Annotated in this window: 20 protein-coding genes and 1 tRNA gene; 16 read left to right on the top strand and 5 right to left on the bottom strand. The window is 46.6% G+C overall.

Going from position 1 to position 20,339, the window contains the following annotated elements:
* Positions 1-73 precede the first annotated feature (73 nt).
* The 6 genes from guaB to N2K84_RS05125 are packed head-to-tail and all read left to right on the top strand — an operon-like array spanning position 74 to position 8,252.
* Positions 74-1,549 (top strand): IMP dehydrogenase, encoded by a 1,476-nt coding sequence (gene guaB, locus N2K84_RS05150; RefSeq protein ID WP_282590716.1) that lies wholly within the window; start codon positions 74-76, stop codon positions 1,547-1,549.
* Between the two features lie 45 nt (positions 1,550-1,594).
* Positions 1,595-3,541 (top strand): peptidylprolyl isomerase, encoded by a 1,947-nt coding sequence (locus N2K84_RS05145; protein WP_282590715.1) that lies wholly within the window; start codon positions 1,595-1,597, stop codon positions 3,539-3,541.
* The gene (locus N2K84_RS05140) at positions 3,541-4,392 is read left to right on the top strand and encodes a hypothetical protein (protein ID WP_282590714.1); all 852 of its coding nucleotides are present in this window, start codon (positions 3,541-3,543) and stop codon (positions 4,390-4,392) included. The genes N2K84_RS05145 and N2K84_RS05140 overlap by 1 nt, the downstream gene beginning before the upstream one ends.
* Before the next feature lie 6 nt (positions 4,393-4,398).
* Positions 4,399-5,748 (top strand): peptidylprolyl isomerase, encoded by a 1,350-nt coding sequence (locus N2K84_RS05135; RefSeq protein WP_282590713.1) that lies wholly within the window; start codon positions 4,399-4,401, stop codon positions 5,746-5,748.
* Between the two features lie 16 nt (positions 5,749-5,764).
* Positions 5,765-6,727: an AAA family ATPase gene (locus N2K84_RS05130; RefSeq protein WP_282590712.1), complete on the top strand. Its 963-nt coding sequence runs from the start codon at positions 5,765-5,767 to the stop codon at positions 6,725-6,727.
* Positions 6,714-8,252, top strand: coding sequence for an OstA-like protein (locus N2K84_RS05125; RefSeq protein WP_282590711.1), 1,539 nt, complete (start codon positions 6,714-6,716; stop codon positions 8,250-8,252). Before N2K84_RS05130 ends, N2K84_RS05125 begins: the two co-directional genes overlap by 14 nt.
* 158 nt (positions 8,253-8,410) lie before the next feature.
* On the opposite strand, the gene N2K84_RS05120 is transcribed toward N2K84_RS05125, so the two are convergent.
* The 3 genes from N2K84_RS05120 to N2K84_RS05110 form a co-directional block, all read right to left on the bottom strand.
* Positions 8,411-8,632 (bottom strand): DUF2795 domain-containing protein, encoded by a 222-nt coding sequence (locus N2K84_RS05120; protein WP_053183863.1) that lies wholly within the window; start codon positions 8,630-8,632, stop codon positions 8,411-8,413.
* 77 nt (positions 8,633-8,709) lie between these two features.
* Complete coding sequence (locus tag N2K84_RS05115) at positions 8,710-9,282, bottom strand: cob(I)yrinic acid a,c-diamide adenosyltransferase (RefSeq protein WP_282590710.1); 573 nt, start codon at positions 9,280-9,282, stop codon at positions 8,710-8,712.
* Complete coding sequence (locus N2K84_RS05110) at positions 9,282-9,980, bottom strand: ABC transporter ATP-binding protein (protein WP_282590709.1); 699 nt, start codon at positions 9,978-9,980, stop codon at positions 9,282-9,284. Before N2K84_RS05110 ends, N2K84_RS05115 begins: the two co-directional genes overlap by 1 nt.
* 59 nt (positions 9,981-10,039) lie before the next feature.
* Here N2K84_RS05110 and recG point away from each other — a divergent pair, with 59 nt between their 5' ends.
* The 8 genes from recG (at position 10,040) to rsxA (ending at position 17,980) form a co-directional block, all read left to right on the top strand.
* The gene (gene recG / locus N2K84_RS05105; protein ID WP_282590708.1) at positions 10,040-12,139 is read left to right on the top strand and encodes an ATP-dependent DNA helicase RecG; all 2,100 of its coding nucleotides are present in this window, start codon (positions 10,040-10,042) and stop codon (positions 12,137-12,139) included.
* A gap of 278 nt (positions 12,140-12,417) precedes the next feature.
* Positions 12,418-12,849, top strand: coding sequence for a SoxR reducing system RseC family protein (locus N2K84_RS05100; RefSeq protein WP_282590707.1), 432 nt, complete (start codon positions 12,418-12,420; stop codon positions 12,847-12,849).
* Between the two features lie 6 nt (positions 12,850-12,855).
* Positions 12,856-13,785, top strand: coding sequence for a Fe-S cluster domain-containing protein (locus N2K84_RS05095; protein ID WP_282590706.1), 930 nt, complete (start codon positions 12,856-12,858; stop codon positions 13,783-13,785).
* 15 nt (positions 13,786-13,800) lie between these two features.
* Positions 13,801-15,132, top strand: a complete 1,332-nt coding sequence (gene rsxC / locus N2K84_RS05090) for an electron transport complex subunit RsxC (protein WP_282590705.1) — start codon at positions 13,801-13,803, stop codon at positions 15,130-15,132.
* Between the two features lie 57 nt (positions 15,133-15,189).
* A complete protein-coding gene (locus N2K84_RS05085) occupies positions 15,190-16,173 on the top strand; it encodes an RnfABCDGE type electron transport complex subunit D (RefSeq protein ID WP_282590704.1) in 984 nt (327 codons plus the stop codon).
* Positions 16,173-16,814 carry an RnfABCDGE type electron transport complex subunit G gene (locus N2K84_RS05080; RefSeq protein ID WP_282590703.1) on the top strand — a complete coding sequence of 214 codons (642 nt, stop codon included), beginning with the start codon at positions 16,173-16,175 and terminating at the stop codon, positions 16,812-16,814. The genes N2K84_RS05085 and N2K84_RS05080 overlap by 1 nt, the downstream gene beginning before the upstream one ends.
* Positions 16,811-17,395 (top strand): electron transport complex subunit RsxE, encoded by a 585-nt coding sequence (gene rsxE, locus N2K84_RS05075; protein ID WP_282590702.1) that lies wholly within the window; start codon positions 16,811-16,813, stop codon positions 17,393-17,395. Before N2K84_RS05080 ends, rsxE begins: the two co-directional genes overlap by 4 nt.
* 12 nt (positions 17,396-17,407) lie before the next feature.
* Complete coding sequence (rsxA, locus tag N2K84_RS05070; RefSeq protein WP_282590701.1) at positions 17,408-17,980, top strand: electron transport complex subunit RsxA; 573 nt, start codon at positions 17,408-17,410, stop codon at positions 17,978-17,980.
* 140 nt (positions 17,981-18,120) lie between these two features.
* Here rsxA and N2K84_RS05065 read toward each other — a convergent pair.
* Positions 18,121-18,192: transfer RNA gene (locus tag N2K84_RS05065), tRNA-Arg, on the bottom strand.
* A gap of 161 nt (positions 18,193-18,353) precedes the next feature.
* Here N2K84_RS05065 and N2K84_RS05060 point away from each other — a divergent pair.
* Positions 18,354-19,139, top strand: coding sequence for an HD domain-containing protein (locus tag N2K84_RS05060; RefSeq protein WP_282590700.1), 786 nt, complete (start codon positions 18,354-18,356; stop codon positions 19,137-19,139).
* 62 nt (positions 19,140-19,201) lie between these two features.
* Positions 19,202-19,411 (top strand): (2Fe-2S)-binding protein, encoded by a 210-nt coding sequence (locus N2K84_RS05055; protein WP_282590699.1) that lies wholly within the window; start codon positions 19,202-19,204, stop codon positions 19,409-19,411.
* Between the two features lie 38 nt (positions 19,412-19,449).
* On the opposite strand, the gene N2K84_RS05050 is transcribed toward N2K84_RS05055, so the two are convergent.
* The gene (locus tag N2K84_RS05050) at positions 19,450-20,208 is read right to left on the bottom strand and encodes a ThuA domain-containing protein (protein WP_282590698.1); all 759 of its coding nucleotides are present in this window, start codon (positions 20,206-20,208) and stop codon (positions 19,450-19,452) included.
* Positions 20,209-20,339 lie beyond the last annotated feature (131 nt).

The raw sequence follows: 20,339 nt of genomic DNA, 5'->3' as shown, positions 1-20,339 counted from the left end.
CAAACTTCAAATAAAAGCATTATCCGTTTATTTTTCGTAGTTTTGACCATTAAACACGCAAAAACCGCAAGCAATGTCTTTTTTTACGGATAAAGTAGTTTCTGAGGGATTGACATTCGACGATGTCCTTCTGATCCCATCCTATTCGGAAGTCCTGCCCCGCGATGTTGACCTCACCTCCTGGTTTACCCGCTCAATCCGGTTGAACACGCCGATCGTTACTGCTGCCATGGACACGGTAACCGAAGCGCCGATGGCTATTGCCATTGCCCGCGAAGGTGGCATTGGCGTGATCCACAAAAATATGAGCATCGATGAGCAGGCGCGCCAGGTAATGAGCGTGAAACGGGCAGAAAACGGAATGATCTTCGACCCGATTACCATCTCCCGGGAAAAGCTGGTTGGCGATGCGCTTGGACTGATGCACTCCTTCAAAATTGGCGGTATCCCGGTGGTTGACGACCAACGCAAACTGGTGGGTATTGTCACCAACCGCGACCTGCGCTTCGAAACCGACATGAACAAACCCATTTCGGAGGTGATGACTTCGGAAAACCTGATTTATACAACCGAATCGACCGACCTGGAACGGGCCGCCGAAATCCTTCAAAAACATAAAATAGAAAAACTGCCGGTTGTTGATAAAAGCCACACGCTGATTGGACTGGTGACTTACAAAGACATTACCAAGGCCAAAGATAAACCGCTGGCCTGCAAGGACGAAAAAGGCCGCCTGCGGGTAGCTGCCGGCGTAGGCGTTACCGCCGATGTCCTCGACCGCATTCACGAGTTGGTAAAAGCGCAGGTGGACGCCATTGTAATCGATACAGCCCATGGGCACTCAAAAGGAGTATTGGAAACCCTGCGGAAGGCCAAGGCGCGCTATCCTGAAATTGACTTTGTAGCCGGCAATATTGCCACTGCCGAAGCAGCAACTGATTTGGTGCTGGCAGGCGCCGATGCCGTAAAAGTGGGAATTGGTCCCGGATCGATTTGCACCACGCGGGTAGTTGCCGGAGTGGGCATTCCGCAGCTTTCGGCCATTTACGCCGTTGCCAAGGCATTAAAGCACAGCGATGTTCCGGTGATTGCCGATGGCGGCATCCGCTATTCGGGCGACATCGTGAAAGCGCTGGCTGCAGGCGCCAACAGCATCATGGCCGGTTCCCTCTTTGCCGGTGTAGAAGAATCGCCGGGCGAAACCATCATTTTCCAGGGCCGGAAATTCAAAACTTACCGCGGAATGGGTTCGGTTGAAGCTATGCAGGCCGGTTCAAAAGACCGCTACTTTCAGGATATGGAAGACGATATGAAAAAACTGGTCCCAGAAGGGATCACCGCTCGAGTGCCCTACAAAGGTTCGTTGTACGAAGTACTCTACCAAATGATTGGCGGACTTCGCTCGGGGATGGGCTATTGCGGCGCCCGGAATATCGAAGAGCTGATGCATGCGAAATTTACACGCATCACCGCCCATGGTGTCCAGGAAAGCCACCCGCACGATGTCGCCATCACCCGGGAATCGCCCAATTACAGTTCGCGCCAGTAGCCTTTTTGCCTTTTGTATTAAGCTGTTAAAATTGAATAGGTCCAGATGATTAAGATAGTTTTCCTTCTTTTTATGGCCATCCCGCTTTGGGGATTTGCCCAACCTGGCGGCGAGGTTATTATGACCATTGATAACCAGCCGGTTTTAAAAGAAGAATTTGTCCGCCTGTACCGGAAGAACAACCAAAATCTGATGGCTGGCGCCGAAAAGAAAAGCCCGGAAGAATACCTTGATCTTTTTATCAACTACAAACTGAAAGTATATGAAGCCCAAAAACTGGGGCTGGACACTCTGCCCGAATTCAGGAACGAATTTCGAAAATACAGGGCTGAGCTCGCTAAACCTTACCTCAACAATGCCGAATTTACCGAAGCGCAGGTAGAAACGGCCTACTACCGGACAACCCACGAAATTAAAGCCAGTCACCTTCTTCTTTTGCTGGATGAACAGGCCGCTCCTGCCGATACGCTGGCCGCCTGGAATAAGTTGATGGAATTGCGCAAACAGGTTTTGGAAGGGGCAGATTTTAACGAATTGGCCGCGCAGTATTCACAAGACCCTTCAGCCAAACAAAATAAAGGACTGTTGGGCTATTTCAGCAGTTTTCAAATGGTGTTCCCCTTTGAGGATGCCGCCTTTAAAACCCTGGTGGGCGAAGTGTCCATGCCCGTGCGTTCACGCTTTGGCTACCACCTGATCAAAGTACACGATTTGCGCCCGGCCGCCGGACAACTAAAAGTAGCCCACATCATGAAACGAATTCCCCCGGATACCAGCGAAGAGGCCGTCATGCGAATGAAACACGAATTGGACAGCTTAGGCATGCTGGCCCGACGCGGAGCCGATTTTGCACAACTGGCACGCCAGCATTCCGACGACCAGCGCTCGGCATCGGTTGGCGGTGAACTGCCGTGGTTTACACGGGGAAACATGCTGCCCGAATTTGCAGAAGCTGCCTTCGCTCTGCCTGCGGATGGCGCAATTTCGAAACCTATCCGTACTTCATATGGATGGCACCTGATCAAACGGTTGGAACACAAACCGGTTCCCCCGCTGGAGGAGATGCGCGAATCGCTGATTGATCAAATCCGTCGCAATCCTGACATCAACAGACTGAACCACGAAACATTGATTAACCGGTTAAAATTGGATTGGGACTACCGGCCATTTGAAGATAATTTCGATGAATTTGCCCGGCAGGCCGAAAGGGCCATTACCGGAGGGCGAATCCAACCAGCCGATATTTCCCCCGCGGAGGAACTTTTATTCTCCTTCAGCAATGGCAATATAACGTTTGCCGATTTTGCCAGATACTTGGCGATGAACCGATTTGAACAATCAGCAACATTCCACAGCCAACTGAAACAGTTATACGAACAGTTTGTAGCCAAAAAACTCATGGAAGCCGAGGACGAGCAATTGGAAGAAAAACACCCTGAGTTCAGGCACCTGGTGCAGGAATATCACGATGGCATCCTGCTTTTTAATTTGTCTGAAAAGAGAATATGGCAGGTCGCCGCCGAAGATTCTCTTGGACTGGAACGCTATTTCAAACAAGCCAAGTACAAGTATCTGTGGGGGGAACGGTTCCAGGGCTGGGTGATTCAATGCCAAAGCCAGGAAGAACGTGATTTTGTTGACCAGGTGCTGGCTGCCGACAGCCAGCTTCCGGTTGAAGAACTGAAGGATCGTTTCAAAATTGAGTTTAACAAGGAACTGACCGCACATAAAGGCGCTTTTGAAAAAGGTGATCATTCGCTGGTTGACCATTTAGTGTGGTTCGGACCGAAACCAACCGATTTCATTGAACACCTGCACTTTATACATGGGAACAAAGTCGGGCCCCAACCCAAAACGCTCCATGAAGCCCGGGGGCAATATATGGCCGATTACCAGCAATACCTCGAAAACAACTGGATAAAAGAACTCCGAAAGAAATACCGGGTGAAAGTGAATAAAAAGATCATTGAAAGCATAGAATCTGTAAAATAATGAAGCAAAACTGGTATCTAATTTTTCTGCTGGCCGCGGTAATGTCCTGTCAGCAGCAACAACCTGACCTGACCCCACTGGCCAAAGTGGGCGAAAATTATTTGTACCTCGAAGACGTTAAAAAAGTCCTTCCTGAAAACCTGGCACCGGCCGATAGTGCTCTGTGGATGGACGATTTTATCAAGAAATGGGTCCGTTCGGAACTGGTCATCCTGAATGCGGAACAAAACCTGACACCGGATCAAAAAAATGTCGAAAAAGAACTGAATGAATACCGCAACTCACTGATTACCTATCGTTACAAAAAAGAACTGATGGCCCAAAAGATGGATACCACCATCCGTGCAGAAGAAATAAATGCCTATTATGAAAGCCATCAGTCAGCGTACAGTTTGAAAAACATAATCGTCAAGGCCGTTTATCTGAAAATACCTCTGGAGGTAGCCAATCCCGAAATCATCAAACACCTGACGATGGATGAAGATCCGCAAAAACTGGCCCAGCTCGACGAGTATGGAATTCAGTACGCCAAAGCATACGACCGCTTCAACGACAAGTGGATCAATTCGAGCCAGGTATTGAACCAAATACCGGAAGAAATAACCGACGAGGAACGATTTTTGCGTAGAAACAAGTTCATTGAAAGCAGCGATACAGATTATTATTACTTTATTTGTATCCGCGATTTTCGTGTTCAAGGCCAGGCTGCCCCCGTTGAGTATGTCGAAGCTGATATCAGGAACATTTTGCTGAACGAACGTAAGGTGAAATTCCTCCGGAATATCGAAGACGATATTTACAAAGAAGGTTTGGCATCCAATAAGTTTAAAATTTATAATATTCAAAAATAGACAGATATGTTCAGAAAAGTATTGGCTGGTTTGATGGCCGTATGTAGTTTGATTATTGTTTCCAACACGCAGGCACAGGACAAAATTATTGATCAGATTGTAGGCGTTGTCGGGAGCAATATCATCATGAAATCAGACATTGAAGCCATGTACATGCAAAACCAGGCACAGGGAATTGTATCGGAAGGCGATATGAAATGTGAAATCCTGGAAGAATTCTTGATTGAAAAATTACTGATTGCCGAAGCGCAGCTGGATACCACCATTGAAGTGACCGACAGCCAGCTGAACCAACAACTCGACCAGCGGATGCAGTATTTCATTAAAAACCTGGGGACGGAACGGGCGGTAGAAGACTATTTTAAAAAGCCCATCAGCCAAATAAAATCAAGCCTGGAAGAAGTAATACGCAATCAGCTTATGACCAGCCAGATGCGAAATAAAATCATTAGTGAGGTAACGGTAACCCCGGCCGAAGTGCGCTACAATTACCGCAATATGAAACCGGAAGAAATCCCGGTAGTGGAACCACAAGTGGAATACGCACAGATCAGTATCTTCCCGCCTATTGAACTGGAAGAAGAAAACCGCATTAAAGCCCGCTTACGTGAGTTCAAGAAACGCATTGAAGACGGCGAAAACTTTGCCACCCTGGCAGTACTCTATTCCGAAGGACCCTCGGCGCCAAACGGTGGTGAATTGGGCTATATGGGGCGCGCACAACTCGATCCCGCTTATGCAGCTGCTGCCTTTAACCTTCGCGGCGACCGTGTTTCCAATGTCGTGAAAAGCGAATTCGGGTACCATATTATCCAACTCATCGACCGCAAAGGCGAACAAGTAAACACACGCCACATCATCCTTAAACCCAAGCCGACACCAGAAGCCCTGGAACAAGCTGGAGAACGGCTGGACAGCCTGGCCAGCAGCATTCGCCGCGGAACCCTGACCTTTGAAGACGCGGCCATCCGTTTTTCTGCCGATAAAAATTCACGCAACGGCGGCGGCATTGCGATTAACCCCTACACCATGTCTTCCAAATGGAAAAAAGAAGAGCTGGAGCCGGATATCAGTAAAGTATTGGATAAACTGAACGAAAACGAAATTTCTGATCCTTTTCGGACCATGGACGATAAACAACGTACCGTCTTTAAAATTGTGAAACTGATCAGCCGGAGCAAAGAGCACAAGGCCAACTTGCAGGAAGATTACCAGCTGCTTTCGGAATTGTACCTGGAGAAGAAACGGGAAGAAGCCTTGAATAAATGGATTTCTGAGCGGCAGTCAAAAACGTATATCCACTTGGACGACACGTATGTGAACTGTAATTTCCGGTTTCAGGGCTGGATAAAATAAAACCGACAAGGAGAACATGAATTTCAAAAACGAGGTAGAAGCTGTTGATGCCCTGAAAGCCAGGATCGACCTGCTCCGGGACGAAATCAAAAAACGCATCTTCGGACAGGACGAGATCATCAAACAAGTGATGATTTCGATGCTTAGCCGGGGACATTGCTTGCTGATTGGCGTTCCAGGCCTGGCGAAAACCTTGCTGGTAAACACCATTGCTGAAGTTTTGGGGTTAAAATACAGCCGCATTCAGTTTACTCCCGATTTGATGCCTTCGGATATCATTGGCACCGAAATCCTGGATAAGGAGCGTGAATTCAAATTCGTTCGGGGCCCATTGTTTGCCAACATTATTCTTGCTGATGAAATAAACCGTACCCCGCCTAAAACGCAGGCGGCCCTGCTCGAAGCGATGCAGGAACGAGCGGTTACCGCTGCCGGCGAACATTTTGAACTGGACAAGCCCTTTTTTGTGCTGGCCACGCAAAACCCCATCGAGCAGGAAGGAACTTATCCCTTACCCGAAGCCCAGCTCGACCGGTTTATGTTCTCCATCTGGCTTGATTATCCGGCATTTGAGGATGAACTGACCATTGTCAGAAACACTACTTCCGACTATTTCAACGAGCTGTCAACCATAATTTCGGCTGAAGAGATTCGCTATTTTCAAAAACTGGTGCTAAAAGTACCGGTTAACGACAGCGTATTACGCTATGCAGTTAACCTGTCGGCCAAAACCCGACCCGGAACCGAATTGGCCCATGCCATGACTAACAAGTACCTGAAATGGGGAGCCGGTCCGCGAGCATCGCAGTACCTGGTGCTGGGCGCTAAGGCCCATGCAGTAATTTCGGGAAAATACTCGCCCGACATTGCCGATGTGAAAGCGGTGGCCAAAAATATTCTTCGCCACCGAATCATTAAAAACTACAAAGCTGAAGCCGAAAACATATCGGTTGACCAGCTTATCGATGAATTACTTTAATCCTTTTGTTACTACCATGGCTGGTAAGCTTTCCAAAATCATACTGCTCCTGCTCTTTTCGATTCCCTTTGCTGGCTTTGCCCAAAGCAAAAAGAAGGTGGACATTGAACAAGCCGATGCGATGCAGTTTGACGAAAAAATTGTTGCCAACGCCCATCGGCTGCTGGGAAATGTCATCATTCGCCACAACAACATCCGGATGTGGTGCGACAGCGCTTATTCATACACCCATGCAAACATGGTAGATGCTTTTGGAAACGTTCACATTCTGAAAGATGACACCTTGCACCTGTATGCTAACTTTGTGAACTACAATGGCGACACCAAGTGGGCCGAAGCGTACGGGAATGTGAAACTGGTCAACAAAGCGGTTACCTTGACCACTGACACCCTGAATTACGACATGAACCGAAGTATCGGTTATTATGATGATTATGGTACGGTGCAGGACAGTGCCAATACGCTCAACAGCAAAATAGGCGAATATTACACCAACATCGACAAGGCCTTTTTTAAAACCGATGTCGATGTGGTTACGTCAACCTACCGGCTACTATCCGACACGTTGATTTACGAACCGCAAACCGGAATTGCTTCTATTGTTGGCCCCACTACCATTTACGATGAGAAAGATACCCTGATTGCTTCCGAAGGTTTCTACAATACAAAAACAGGTTATGCAGAACTGTTCAAACGTCCGGTAATAAAAACCGAAGAACAGGAAGTTATCGCCGATTCCATCTTCTACAACAAAACAACAGGCGACGGGCTAGCCCGCGGGGACGCCAGTGTGCATGACATTAAAAATAAAATATTCGTAAAAGGTAAACATATTGCCTACAACGAATTACAGGAAACCGCCCTGGTAACCGATTCGGCACATCTCCTGTTTTACTCTGAAAAAGATACGCTCTTTCTGCACGCCGATACACTTCGGATGGTTCCTGACACGATCCCCAACGAAAAACTAATCCTGGCCTACTTCAAAGTAAAATTTTTCCGGGAAGACTTGCAGGGAAAATGCGACTCGCTGGTCTATTGGTCAAAGGACTCAACCATCCAGTTGTATCACCAGCCGGTAATTTGGACCGGCGATAATCAGATGAGTTCTGAATTTATCGAAATGATTTCGATCGACAAAGAGAACCAGCGTATCGAAATGAAAAGGCAAGCTTATATCATTGCCATGGAAGATTCCGCAAAATTCAACCAGATAAAGGGCCGCAACATGACCGGCTTTGTGCGCAGGAATGATTTGTACAAGATTGACGTGGATGGAAACGGACAATCAATTTATTACGCCCGCGACGACAAGGGCATTCTTGGGCTAAACAAAGCCGAAAGCAGCAATATCCAGATAAAACTGCAGGAGAGTAAAGTAACCCGAATTGCTTTTTTAACCTCGCCGGATGGAGAGCTGCTACCATTGCCCGAGGTGGCAGAAGAAGACAAGCAATTGCCGGGCTTCATTTGGCTCGATGCTATTCGTCCCAAATCGTTTAAAGATATTTTTATCCGGGAGTAGCTTCAAAGCAGCTATCACTAAAACCAGTGATTGGATCTGTCACTTGTCAATCAGTTGGAATGGTCAGAACGGATGAGCTCGAAACTTCTATTTCATATTAAACAAAAAATAGCAGAAGAAATCTCCTGCTATTCATATCGTAACTGCCTGAATGGTAATTAATACTCATCTTCATTGAAGAAAAAGTCATCTTTACTCGGATAATCGGGCCAGATGTCTTCAATGCTTTCGTAGATTTCTCCTTCGTCCTCAATCTCCTGCAAGTTTTCAATTACTTCCAACGGAGCTCCCGAACGGATAGCATAATCAATCAGCTCATCTTTGCTGGCAGGCCAAGGTGCATCTTCCAGTTTTGATGCGAGTTCTAGTGTCCAGTACATATTCGAAGGTATTTTTAGTTTGATTCTTTTTTGTTTTTGCGAATATATAAAAAAATACATCAAAAACTACAAAATATTTATTCCACATTTTTCCCCGGAATCCAAAGGGTTTCCGGCAGTTTCTGATCGTAGTTTATTTTTCGTGCCAGCACAAAAAGGTAGTCAGAAAGACGATTAATGTATTTCACCAGATTATGATTGACGGCTGTTCTTTCCGACAGTTCCACAATGCGTCTTTCGGCCCTCCGGCAAACGGTGCGGGCCACATGTGCATAAGCTGTCCCCTGGGCGCCTGCCGGCAAAATAAAATGCGAAAGCTTGGGCAAAAGATCGATCATCCAATCCATTTCCTCTTCCAGCAATTCAATATCTTTTTCGGTGCACGGGAGTTGCTCTTTAAGTACACCGGCATTGTCATCAGTCGCCAATTGGGCGCCAATGACAAACAAATTGGATTGCACGCCTGTCAGCACTTTTCGTGCCCGCTCATCCAGCGCAGTAGATAAAATCAGGCCGATGTAGCTGTTCAGTTCATCCACCGTGCCATATGCTTCCAGCCTGAGATCGTATTTTTTGACGCGGCTGCCTCCAATCAGTCCGGTGGTGCCGTCATCGCCGGTTTTGGTATATATGTGTACTTCTTTTGCCATTAATAAACAGGGTTGGGATTAATTACATCTGTTTCAATCTGCCCGTCTTTCAACCGGATGATACGGTGTGCATGATGAGCGATATCTTCTTCGTGGGTTACAACAATCAAGGTGTTGCCTTGTTTGTGGATTTCGGAAAACAAATGCATAATTTCTTCCGAAGTTTTGGAGTCGAGGTTCCCGGTTGGTTCGTCTGCCAGCAAAATGGCAGGCTGGTTAATCAGCGCCCGGGCGACAGCCACGCGCTGCCGCTGGCCTCCCGACAACTCGTTCGGTTTATGCTCAACACGATCAGCCAAGCCTACATCGCTCAGCATTTTTTCAGCCCGCTCCAGCCGTTCCTGCTTCTTGATTCCGGCATACACCAGGGGCAACATCACATTTTCAAGGGCGCTGTTACGTGGCAACAAGTTGAATGTCTGAAAAATGAAGCCAATCTCCGAATTCCGGATTTCGGCCAATTCATCATCACTCAAATGACTGACATCTTTGTCGTTCAGCTCGTACCGTCCGCTGGTTGGTGTATCCAAACAGCCAATCACGTTCATCAAGGTCGATTTTCCTGACCCGGATGCACCCATAATTGCCACATATTCTCCCTGATTGATTTGTAAACTAACCGAGCGAAGGGCTCTAACGACCTGTGTACCAACCTTGTAATTCTTCACAATGTCAGTTAATCGAATGACTTCTTTCATGTTTGCGGGTTGAATGTGTTTCATTGATCTGTTAATACGATAATTTTTATCTTTGCTACATGCCTGAATTTATCGACCAAGATATAAAATTTCTCCCCGGGGTTGGTCCCCAAAGGGCCGAATTACTCAAAAAGGAATTGAGGATTTTTACTTTTCGCGATCTGTTATATTATTTCCCCTACAAATATATCGACCGAACCAAGTTTCACAAGGTTTCGGAAATTAATGCCAATCAGGCATATATCCAGGTAAAAGGGAGAATAAAACATTTTGATCTACATGGAGAAGCCAGGAAACAACGGTTGTCAGCCGTTTTTTATGACGAAACGGGCAGTCTCGACCTGATTTGGTTTTCGGGTATAAAATATATCCGCGAAAACCTGAAGCCCGGACAGGAATATGTGGCTTTCGGAAAGCCGTCGGTCTTTAACGGACGAGTCAACCTTATCCATCCGGAGCTGGAGGGGGCCGAAAAGGAACAGATTACGACCGGCGTGTTACAAGCTTATTATAACACCACTGAAACGCTGAAAAAACGGTTTTTAACGACACGGGCTATCAACAAACTTCAATATAACCTCGCCATCCAAATCGACGGGAAGATTTATGAAACCTTGCCCCCACATGTCCGGGAGAAGTTGAAATTGCTCCCATTAAACCAATCGTTACGGCAAATCCATTTTCCGGAAAATACGCACACGTTGCAAAAAGCAACTTACCGGTTGAAATTTGAAGAACTTTTCTACATCCAACTGAAGATCCTTAGCCTGAAACACAAGCGGGAAGAAGCCTTCAAAGGTTTTATTTTTTCCACCATCGGATACAATTTCAATAAATTTTACGAAAATAACCTGCCGTTCAATCTGACCAATGCCCAAAAGAAAGTTATTAAGGAGATCAGGCGCGACCTGGGAAGCGGCAAACAGATGAACCGCCTGCTTCAGGGCGATGTGGGCAGCGGAAAAACGCTGGTGGCCCTGATGGTGGCCCTCATTGCATTCGACAATGGGTTCCAGGCCAGCCTGATGGCCCCCACCGAAATTTTGGCCATTCAACATTTTAACACCATAAAAAAGATGCTGGACGGTATCGGGGTGAAAATTGCCCTGCTAACCGGATCGACCAAAAGCCGCGAACGGAAGATCATTCATCACGGCATTGAAACGGGCGAAATTCAATTATTGGTCGGAACCCACGCATTGATTGAAGACACGGTCAGCTTTCATAAACTGGGGCTGGTAATTATTGACGAACAACACCGATTTGGTGTGGCGCAGCGGGCCCGGCTTTGGAAAAAAAACAGCGGGATACCCCCGCACGTGCTGGTGATGACAGCCACGCCCATTCCACGTACCCTGGCCATGACTCTGTATGGCGACCTGGATGTATCGGTTATCGATGAGCTTCCACCCGGACGTAAACCAATTGAAACACGGCATTTTTACGAAAACCGGCGAAAAGAAGTCTATCAATTTATCCGTCAACAAATTGAGTCCGGGCGACAGGCTTATATTGTGTATCCGCTGATCAGCGAATCGGAAAAGCTGGATCTTAAAAACCTGGAAAATGGCTACGAATTGCTAAAAGAAGTTTTCCCGCGCTACAAACTCAGCATGGTTCACGGACGCCTGAAACCAGCCGAGAAAGATCAGGAGATGCAACTGTTTAAGGAAGGAAAAACCCAAATAATGGTGGCCACCACGGTGATTGAGGTAGGTGTGGACGTCCCCAACGCCTCAGTGATGATTATTGAAAGTGCCGAGCGGTTTGGACTTTCGCAACTACACCAGTTGCGCGGGCGTGTTGGCCGGGGAGCTGAACAATCCTACTGTCTGCTAATGTCGTCGTACAAAATCAGCAACGAAAGCCGCAAACGGCTGGAAACCATGGTGCGGACAAACGATGGTTTCGAGATTGCTGAAGTGGACTTGCAACTGCGCGGTCCCGGCGATCTGGAAGGGACACAGCAAAGCGGGCTGGGCATCAACCTGAATATTGCCAGCTTGGGCAAGGACGGCGAAATATTGCGCGTTGCCCGTAACATGGCTTCGGATGTGCTCGACGATGATCCCCGGCTTGAAAAACACGAAAATCAATTATTGCTCTACCACCTGCAACGCATGAAAAACACCGAATTTGACTGGAGTGTAATTAGTTAGCAAGAGGTGTCTATAGCAATCCCTCCATCAAAAAGCACATTTATCCCGAAAGTTTTCTTCATAATAAAATGAAAAAGTTATTTTTGCTGCGCAATCGATTACGCAACTTACAAAAAAACGTACAAATCAGCAGTTCATGTAATTGATATACAGACTACAAACATCATTCAAATCCACTATTTAAAATCAATACAAATAGGGTTAGATGTTATAAAAATGATTTTTCAACACAAACAAGTTATGCAAACATCTATAGTTTTGCAGACGAAAAAAAAGCTTTGGAGCGAAATAGGATGTCGGAAGGAATTGAACACACGGGGATCATTAAGAAGCTTTCAGGAGAAAAAATAATTGTAGGCATTATTAACGAATCTGCTTGCGCCTCTTGCCATGCCAAAGGGGCCTGTACAGCCGCAGATATGAAAGACAAAGACATTGAAATCGAACATTTCACCGGCGATTTCCGCCTGGGCCAGCAGGTTCGTGTGATCGGGAAAACGTCGCAGGGTTTCAAGGCCTTATTCTATGGTTATGTGCTTCCTTTTCTGTTGCTGATGGCCACTCTCATCATCTCCCTTCAAATCACACAAAACGAAGGCCTGAGCGGACTTTTTGCCTTGGGCATTCTCGTCCCCTATTACTTTGTCCTGTACTTATTCAGGAACAAATTAAAACGAAGCTTTGAATTTGAAATCAAGCCTTTACAATAATTTATTATGAGCATGACAATTGTTTATACAATTATTACCCTGAGCGCAATCGGGACACTGGCAGCAGTGATCCTGTATTTTGTGGCCCAAAAATTTAAAGTATATGAAGATCCACGGATCGACGATGTTGAAAAAGCCTTGCCGGGCGCGAACTGCGGTGGTTGCGGCTTTGCCGGCTGCCGTGCTTTTGCCGAAGCTTGTGTAAAAGCGGATGACCTGGCATCGCTATATTGCCCGGTAGGCGGAAATGACTGCATGTCGGGTGTAGCTGGAATTTTGGGCCTGGAAGCCGTGGTACAAACACCCAAAGTGGCCGTGGTGCGTTGCAACGGCTCGTGCGAACACCGCCCCAAAACCAACCAGTATGACGGAGCTTTATCGTGCGCGGTTGCAGCTTCGCTGTACAGCGGAGACACCGGCTGCCAATACGGCTGCCTGGGATGTGGCGATTGCGTGGTTGCCTGCGATTTTGACGCGATCCACATGAACCCCGAAACCGGCTTGCCCGAAGTGATAGACGACAAGTGCGTGGCCTGTGGAGCCTGTGTGGAGGCCTGTCCGAAAACGCTGATCGAACTACGCAAAAAAGGCCCGAAAGACCGGAAGATCTATGTGGCTTGCCGCAACGAAGACAAAGGCGGTATTGCCAAAAAATCGTGTGAAGTGGCCTGTATCGGTTGCAGCAAATGCTTCAAGGTATGTCCGTTCGATGCCATCACCATGAGCAACAACCTGGCCTTTATCGATGCCGATAAATGTAAGTTGTGCCGTAAATGTGTTCTCGAGTGCCCAACAAACGCCATCATCGAGGTAAACTTTCCCCCGCGGAAAATAAAAGAAGACCTTCCGCCCAAACCAGCTGAAAAAGCGGAAAAACCGGTTGCAGCACCGAAGTCGGCTACAGACAAAAATCAACCAGATAATACTGAAAACTAATAAAGGAGGCCAATCGTGTTAAAAACTTTTAAACTTGGAGGGGTCCATCCGGCTGAAAATAAGCTGTCAGCCGACAAAGCCATCGAAAAACTGGCTTTACCCAAAAGCGTTTTTATACCCATTGCCCAGCATATAGGAGCACCAGCACAAGCCCTGGTAAAAAAAGGCGATCAGGTAAAAGTTGGACAACTTATCGCTCAGGCCGGCGGTTTTGTTTCTGCCAACATTCATTCTTCGGTATCCGGAACCGTCAAAAAAGTTGATATGGCCCCGGATGCCTCGGGCTACCCGAAGCAAGGTATTTTTATTGATGTGGAAGGAGATGAATGGATGGAATCGATCCATACGGGCGACGACCTGGTCACGGATTTTCAGGCCGACAGCAAGGCGATCATCGACAAAATTAATGTTGCCGGTGTAGTTGGATTGGGTGGGGCCACCTTCCCTACTCATGTAAAGCTGATGCCTCCTCAGGGGATGAAAGCTGAGATGCTGATCATCAATGGCGTTGAGTGCGAACCCTATCTTACATCCGACCACCGGCTGATGCTCGAAAAAGGAAGCGAAATCATGGTGGGCATCCGCCTGCTGATGTGTGCCTTGCAGGTAAACAAAGCCTATGTCGGCATCGAAAATAACAAAAAAGACGCCATCGCCCACCTGAGAAACCTGGTATCAGCTGACTCATCGATCGAAGTGGTGCCGTTGAAGGTAAAATATCCGCAGGGTGGCGAAAAGCAGCTGATTAAAGCAGTTACGGGCCGTGAAGTCCCCTCGGGCGCCCTGCCGATTGCCGTTGGCGCTGTGGTGAGCAATGTGGGAACTGCTTTTGCCGTGTACGAAGCCGTTCAGAAAAACAAACCCCTGATCGAACGGGTGGTAACCATTACCGGAAAATCCGTTAAAAAACCGTCAAACTTCTTGGTACGTGTGGGCACCCCCGTGCAGGATTTAGTTGACGCGGCAGGCGGCCTTCCCGAAGATACCGGTAAAATTATCAGCGGCGGCCCCATGATGGGAAAAGCCATTGCCTCACTGGAAGTGCCCGTTACCAAAGGGACATCGGGCATCACGATCATGCCCGCGCCGGAGGCTAAAAGGGAAGTGATGAAAAGTTGCATCCGTTGCGGTCGCTGCGTTACCGTTTGCCCAATGGGACTGGAGCCCTACTACCTGATGACTGTTTCGGACAAACAAATCTGGGACAAAGCCGAAACCAACCGGGTGATGGATTGCATTGAATGCGGATCGTGCAGCTACACCTGCCCTGCCGATCGTCCGCTGCTCGATTATATTCGGTTGGGAAAAGGGAAAGTGGGACAAATCATCCGCAGCCGTAAAAAGTAGGCACAAAATCATCAAACCAATAATCAAAATTTATCATTTTTAATTCAGAACTATAAAATGAGTAAACTGCTAACGATATCACCTTCACCGCATGTGCACACAAGCGACTCGGTGAATAAAATTATGTACCGGGTCCTCCTGGCTTTGCTGCCGGCGTTGGTTTGGTCGGTATTTATGTTTGGGCTCGATGCTGTCCGTGTCACTCTGCTGGCGGTGGTTTCCTGCATGGCTTTCGAGTACTTGATCCAGCGTTTTATTATGAAGGAAGTTCCTAAAATCACTGATGGTTCGGCCGCTTTGACCGGCATTTTGCTCGCCTTTAACGTTCCGGCCTCCATCCCAAGCTGGATCATCATTACCGGAGCATTGGTGGCCATCGGCGTGGGAAAACTGTCTTTTGGCGGACTGGGCAACAACCCGTTTAACCCGGCGCTGGTTGGCCGCGTGTTTTTGCTGATTTCGTTTCCGGTACAAATGACCAGCTGGCCCGTGAGCCAACACGCCGCAGTTGATGCACTAACAACCGCTACCCCTTTGGGTATTTTGAAAGAAGGCGTTAAAAGCGGCCAACCGGTAAGCGCATTGATGGATAGCCTACCCTCGGGAATGGACCTGCTTTACGGAAACATGTCGGGTTCGATGGGCGAAATTTCGGCCCTGCTCCTGCTACTTGGTTTTGGCTACATGCTTTGGAAAAAAGTAATCACCTTCCATATCCCGGTTTTTGTGCTGGGAACCATTTTCGTATTCCAGGGAATTTTATGGATGGTAAACCCTGAAAACTTTATCGAACCGGTATTTCACCTGCTCACCGGCGGGGCCATGCTGGGCGCCATTTACATGGCCACCGACATGGTGACTTCGCCCATGACCCACCGAGGACAGTTTATTTACGCTGCTGGTATTGGTGTAATTACCGTACTGATCCGAAACTTTGGAGCTTATCCCGAAGGAATCTCATTTGCCATCTTAATTATGAACGGCTTTACACCGCTAATCAATTCGTATGTAAAACCTAAACGATTTGGAGGAACGAACTAATGGCTGGAAAAAAATCGACATTTTTAAGCATGGTGCTGACCTTGTTAATGGTTTCTCTAATATCGGCAACCATTCTTGGTTTTGTGCACAGCATGACCAAAGAGGCAATTGATGTTGCCAAACTAAAAGCGCAAAACGAGGCTATAAAAAATATCCTGCCCGAATATAACGAACTGGGTGCTTCGTGGAAAGCCGCACCGGAAGATGGAGGTGACAGTCTGATATTTTTCCCGGCATTCAACAGTTCGCAGGAGTTGGTCGGCGTAGCTGTCAAAACATACTCCAAAAATGGTTTTGGCGGATTGATCCAGATTATGGTTGGCTTTAAACCGGATGGCGTCATCAGCGGGTATCAGGTGCTGGAACATAAAGAAACGCCAGGCCTGGGATCGAAAATGGATACCTGGTTTAACAATACTGCTAAAGCCGGCCAGAACATCATCGGTAAAAATCCCGGAACAGCCAAGCTTTTGGTGACCAAAGACGGCGGCGAAGTGGATGCCATTACCGCGTCCACCATCACTTCGAGAGCCTTTTTGGAGTCCATCCGAAAAGCGTACAAATCATTTCAGGCTGCTGCCCAACACGAAACTGAGGGACCAATTTCACACGATGAAGAAACCGAAGGAGGTGCATTATGAATCAATGGAATAATTTCACAAAAGGTTTTTTAAAGGAAAACCCAATTTTTGTTTTACTGCTGGGAATGTGCCCCACGCTGGGTGTTACATCGTCAGCCATCAACGGTTTAGGTATGGGATTGGCTACCACTTTTGTGTTGCTGATGGCCAACATCGTGGTTTCGTTGGTGAAAAATGTCATTCCCGACAAAGTCCGCATCCCGAGTTTTATCGTCATTATCGCCTCATTTGTAACAGTGGTCGAATTGTCGATGCAGGCATATCTGCCCGAGCTGTTTAAAAGTCTTGGGCTGTTTATCCCGCTGATTGTGGTTAACTGCATTGTTTTGGGACGCGCCGAAGCATTCGCCTCGAAAAACAATGTGCTTTCTTCGGCCATTGACGGTTTGAGCATGGGACTTGGCTTTTCCATGGCATTAACGATACTGGGCGCCATCCGTGAGTTTCTGGGAAGCGGCAAAATCTTCAACATCTCCGTATTTCCTGAAGATTATGGCATGCTACTTTTTGTATTGGCCCCCGGGGCATTCATTGTGCTTGGCTATTTGATCGCCATTTCCAACAAAATCAAAAAAGCGTAGGAGGAATAATACATGGAATATATCATTATCATTATATCAGCGGTCTTTGTCAATAACATTGTATTGACCCAATTTCTGGGCGTTTGTCCGTTTCTGGGTGTTTCCAAACGTATTTCAACAGCTGTGGGAATGGCCGGGGCTGTCACGTTTGTAATGGTCCTTGCAACCATCGTTACTTACCTCATTCAGCTTTACATCTTAAATCCGTTCAACATTGGCTACCTGCAAACCATTTCGTTTATTCTGGTGATTGCGTCGTTGGTTCAGCTGGTTGAAATTATCCTGAAAAAGGTAAGTCCGGCGCTTTACCAGGCGTTAGGCGTTTTCTTGCCCCTGATTACCACCAACTGTGCTATTTTGGGGGTAGCCATTCTCACCATCCAGAAAGAGTTTAATTTAATGGAAGGTGTGGTTTTTGCTATCAGCAATGCAATAGGTTTTGGCCTGGCGCTGGTGTTATTTGCCGGGCTGCGCGAACACCTCGACCTGATTGATGTACCAAAAGGATTAAAAGGAACTCCAATTGCGCTTATCGTTGCTGGCATTTTAGCCATGGCATTCATGGGTTTCAGCGGATTGGTTTAGTCAACAATACCATTTCTCATAATTCAAAAAGACTGCTCTTCCAACGGCAGTCTTTTTTTATTGAGCAAATATTCAATGACAAAAAGATAAATTGCAACGAGCCTAAAACAACAAAAGCCGCTGTTTAAGCGGCTTTCCTGTGATCCCATCGGGACTCGAACCCAAATCGTCAGAACCGGAATCTGATATTCTATCCATTGAACTATGGGACCAATGCGGCTGCAAAAATAGTAAAACATTCGTTTTTTTGATAAAAAAAGTGAAAAACTTAAGCAAAGATTATCAAGCTGAGAAATGTTGATAAATCTTGGATGCTGGCAGTCAGTGGATAACTGAAATAAGCTATTTTTGCTTCATACTTGGAGAAATTGCAATGACGAAAAATATTCTGGAAGAAGGGATTAAGTTTTTTGAAGATTACACCAAAAAGCTGGTTAAAACAAAAGATCACTACGTGGCAGAAAGCCTGCAACTTAAGCTTGACCACTCCTTGCGTGTGGCCAAACTTTCGGCACTGCTGGCCCAAAGACTGGAGCTGGATGAACCAGAGTGCGAATTGGCCGAATTCATCGGATTGTTTCACGATTTGGGGCGTTTTGTGCAATTTACCGAACACCAAAGTTTCGACGACACTAAGTTCGGTGACCATGCCGCCCAAAGTGTTTCCATGCTGAAGGAACAAACCTTTTTCAGTGTATTGACCGAAACGGAACAGCAACTGGTTTTATTTGCCATTGAATCGCACAATAAAGCTTCCGTGACCTCGAAAGACAAACAACAAATGCTTTTCAGCCAGCTACTGCGCGATGCCGACAAACTTGATATTTGGGAGATATGCGTCAGCTTTTTGAAGCGCGATGGCTCATTCAGTCTTCCTTCCATCTGCTATAACCTGCCACATACGCCGGGCATTAGCGAGGCTGTCATTAAAAGCCTGGCAGTTGGAAAACCGGTTGTCAGGAAAGACGTCCAGTCGGTGAATGATTTTAAGCTGATGCTAATGGGGATGGTTTATGATCTCAATTTCAAAAGCAGTTTCCAGCTTGTAAGCGAAAAACAACTGATCAAAAAGATTTACGACACAATGCCCAAAAGGGACGATGTGATTGATGCCTACCGCCAAATCAGGCTTTTTATCGAGAATAAATTTGTTGAATAAAAACATCCGTCTCGAGTGACAGTAAAAATACACACCCGGAAAACAGCTAAGAAGTTTGAGATATGAGTAACCGCTTGGTTTGTATATGTAACATGGTTTCGGAACAGGAAATCATCAACGAATTGAAAAAGGGGGCAAAAGACACCTCCGACATTCAATATGCTACACGCGCAGGCACTAGTTGTGGTAAATGCCTGCTGACTATTGATGCGATTGTTGACGAGTTTTTTGCCACGCAACCACAAGATCCACAGGGAAAACTAAATTTGTGAGATAAAAAAACCGGACTTTAAGAATCCGGTTTCTTTTTTTATTTTCTTTTCCCCGCCCATTCCACGGCATCGGAAATGTGTTTTTTCACCTTAACATCGTCAAACGCTTCCGGTGTGTGTCCAAAAACCGTATAAAACGAACGGATATTATCATACTCCTGCCACCAAATCAGGGGATGGTCGCCCATTTTCCATTTGTCATTGTCCGCTATTTTGATGGATGATTCGTCCAAACGGGCCAGCACATGTACTTTTTCGCGCGGATTTGCCTTGAACGAGTACCATTCGTCAAATGTCGTATAAGATTTCATGCCTTTAAAGACTTCCATAGCCGGGTGGTTGGTATCCTCAAAAATCACGGTCCCTTCTTGTGCTGGCGGATGGGTCAGAAAATAAGCGCCATTTAGCTTACCAAACCAGTCCCAGTCGTATTCACAGTCGGCTGCCGCATGGATCCCCACGAATCCTTTTCCCGTATTCAAAAAGCTGGTGAATGCTTTTTGTTGGTTGTTGTTCAATACGTCACCGGTGGGATTTAAAAACACAACCACATCAAAATTCATTAAAAAATCAGTTGTAAACAACTTACTGTTTTCGGTCGCGGTAAGGTTCCAGTTGTTTTCCTGAGCCAATTCACTCATCATTTTAAGTCCGTTGGCAATTGAATTGTGCCGAAAGCCACTTGTTTTTGAAAATACCAACACACTAAGTTGTGGTGGCGGAAGTTCTTTATTCTCTTGAGTAAAAGCTGAATTGGCCAGCAAGACGACCAAAAGCGCTAAAACGAGTTTTTTCATGATTATCAGTTTAGAATTGGTTTATGCAATGATACAAAAAAAGCTCCTCTTTTGGGAGAGAAGCTTTTCGATTATCAGGTGAATTTGATTACATCAGGAAGCTCAACAGAATACCGGCAGCTACGGCAGAA

Origin of the sequence: Gaoshiqia sediminis (assembly GCF_025907915.1) — a bacterium.
Lineage (GTDB): Bacteria > Bacteroidota > Bacteroidia > Bacteroidales > Prolixibacteraceae > Gaoshiqia > Gaoshiqia sediminis.
Note: the sequence above shows the minus strand (reverse complement) of the source record. Positions and strands in the feature narration are given on the sequence as shown.

Excerpts from the sequence above, each read along its gene's own strand:
- guaB (WP_282590716.1), top strand. The coding sequence starts at position 74 with ATGTCTTTTTTTACGGATAAAGTAGTTTCTGAGGGATTGACATTCGAC.
- N2K84_RS05145 (WP_282590715.1), top strand. The coding sequence starts at position 1,595 with ATGATTAAGATAGTTTTCCTTCTTTTTATGGCCATCCCGCTTTGGGGA.
- N2K84_RS05140 (WP_282590714.1), top strand. The coding sequence starts at position 3,541 with ATGAAGCAAAACTGGTATCTAATTTTTCTGCTGGCCGCGGTAATGTCC.
- N2K84_RS05135 (WP_282590713.1), top strand. The coding sequence starts at position 4,399 with ATGTTCAGAAAAGTATTGGCTGGTTTGATGGCCGTATGTAGTTTGATT.
- N2K84_RS05130 (WP_282590712.1), top strand. The coding sequence starts at position 5,765 with ATGAATTTCAAAAACGAGGTAGAAGCTGTTGATGCCCTGAAAGCCAGG.
- N2K84_RS05125 (WP_282590711.1), top strand. The coding sequence starts at position 6,714 with ATGAATTACTTTAATCCTTTTGTTACTACCATGGCTGGTAAGCTTTCC.
- N2K84_RS05120 (WP_053183863.1), bottom strand. The coding sequence starts at position 8,632 with ATGTACTGGACACTAGAACTCGCATCAAAACTGGAAGATGCACCTTGG.
- N2K84_RS05115 (WP_282590710.1), bottom strand. The coding sequence starts at position 9,282 with ATGGCAAAAGAAGTACACATATATACCAAAACCGGCGATGACGGCACC.
- N2K84_RS05110 (WP_282590709.1), bottom strand. The coding sequence starts at position 9,980 with ATGAAAGAAGTCATTCGATTAACTGACATTGTGAAGAATTACAAGGTT.
- recG (WP_282590708.1), top strand. The coding sequence starts at position 10,040 with ATGCCTGAATTTATCGACCAAGATATAAAATTTCTCCCCGGGGTTGGT.
- N2K84_RS05095 (WP_282590706.1), top strand. The coding sequence starts at position 12,856 with ATGAGCATGACAATTGTTTATACAATTATTACCCTGAGCGCAATCGGG.
- N2K84_RS05085 (WP_282590704.1), top strand. The coding sequence starts at position 15,190 with ATGAGTAAACTGCTAACGATATCACCTTCACCGCATGTGCACACAAGC.
- N2K84_RS05080 (WP_282590703.1), top strand. The coding sequence starts at position 16,173 with ATGGCTGGAAAAAAATCGACATTTTTAAGCATGGTGCTGACCTTGTTA.
- rsxE (WP_282590702.1), top strand. The coding sequence starts at position 16,811 with ATGAATCAATGGAATAATTTCACAAAAGGTTTTTTAAAGGAAAACCCA.
- rsxA (WP_282590701.1), top strand. The coding sequence starts at position 17,408 with ATGGAATATATCATTATCATTATATCAGCGGTCTTTGTCAATAACATT.
- N2K84_RS05060 (WP_282590700.1), top strand. The coding sequence starts at position 18,354 with ATGACGAAAAATATTCTGGAAGAAGGGATTAAGTTTTTTGAAGATTAC.
- N2K84_RS05055 (WP_282590699.1), top strand. The coding sequence starts at position 19,202 with ATGAGTAACCGCTTGGTTTGTATATGTAACATGGTTTCGGAACAGGAA.
- N2K84_RS05050 (WP_282590698.1), bottom strand. The coding sequence starts at position 20,208 with ATGAAAAAACTCGTTTTAGCGCTTTTGGTCGTCTTGCTGGCCAATTCA.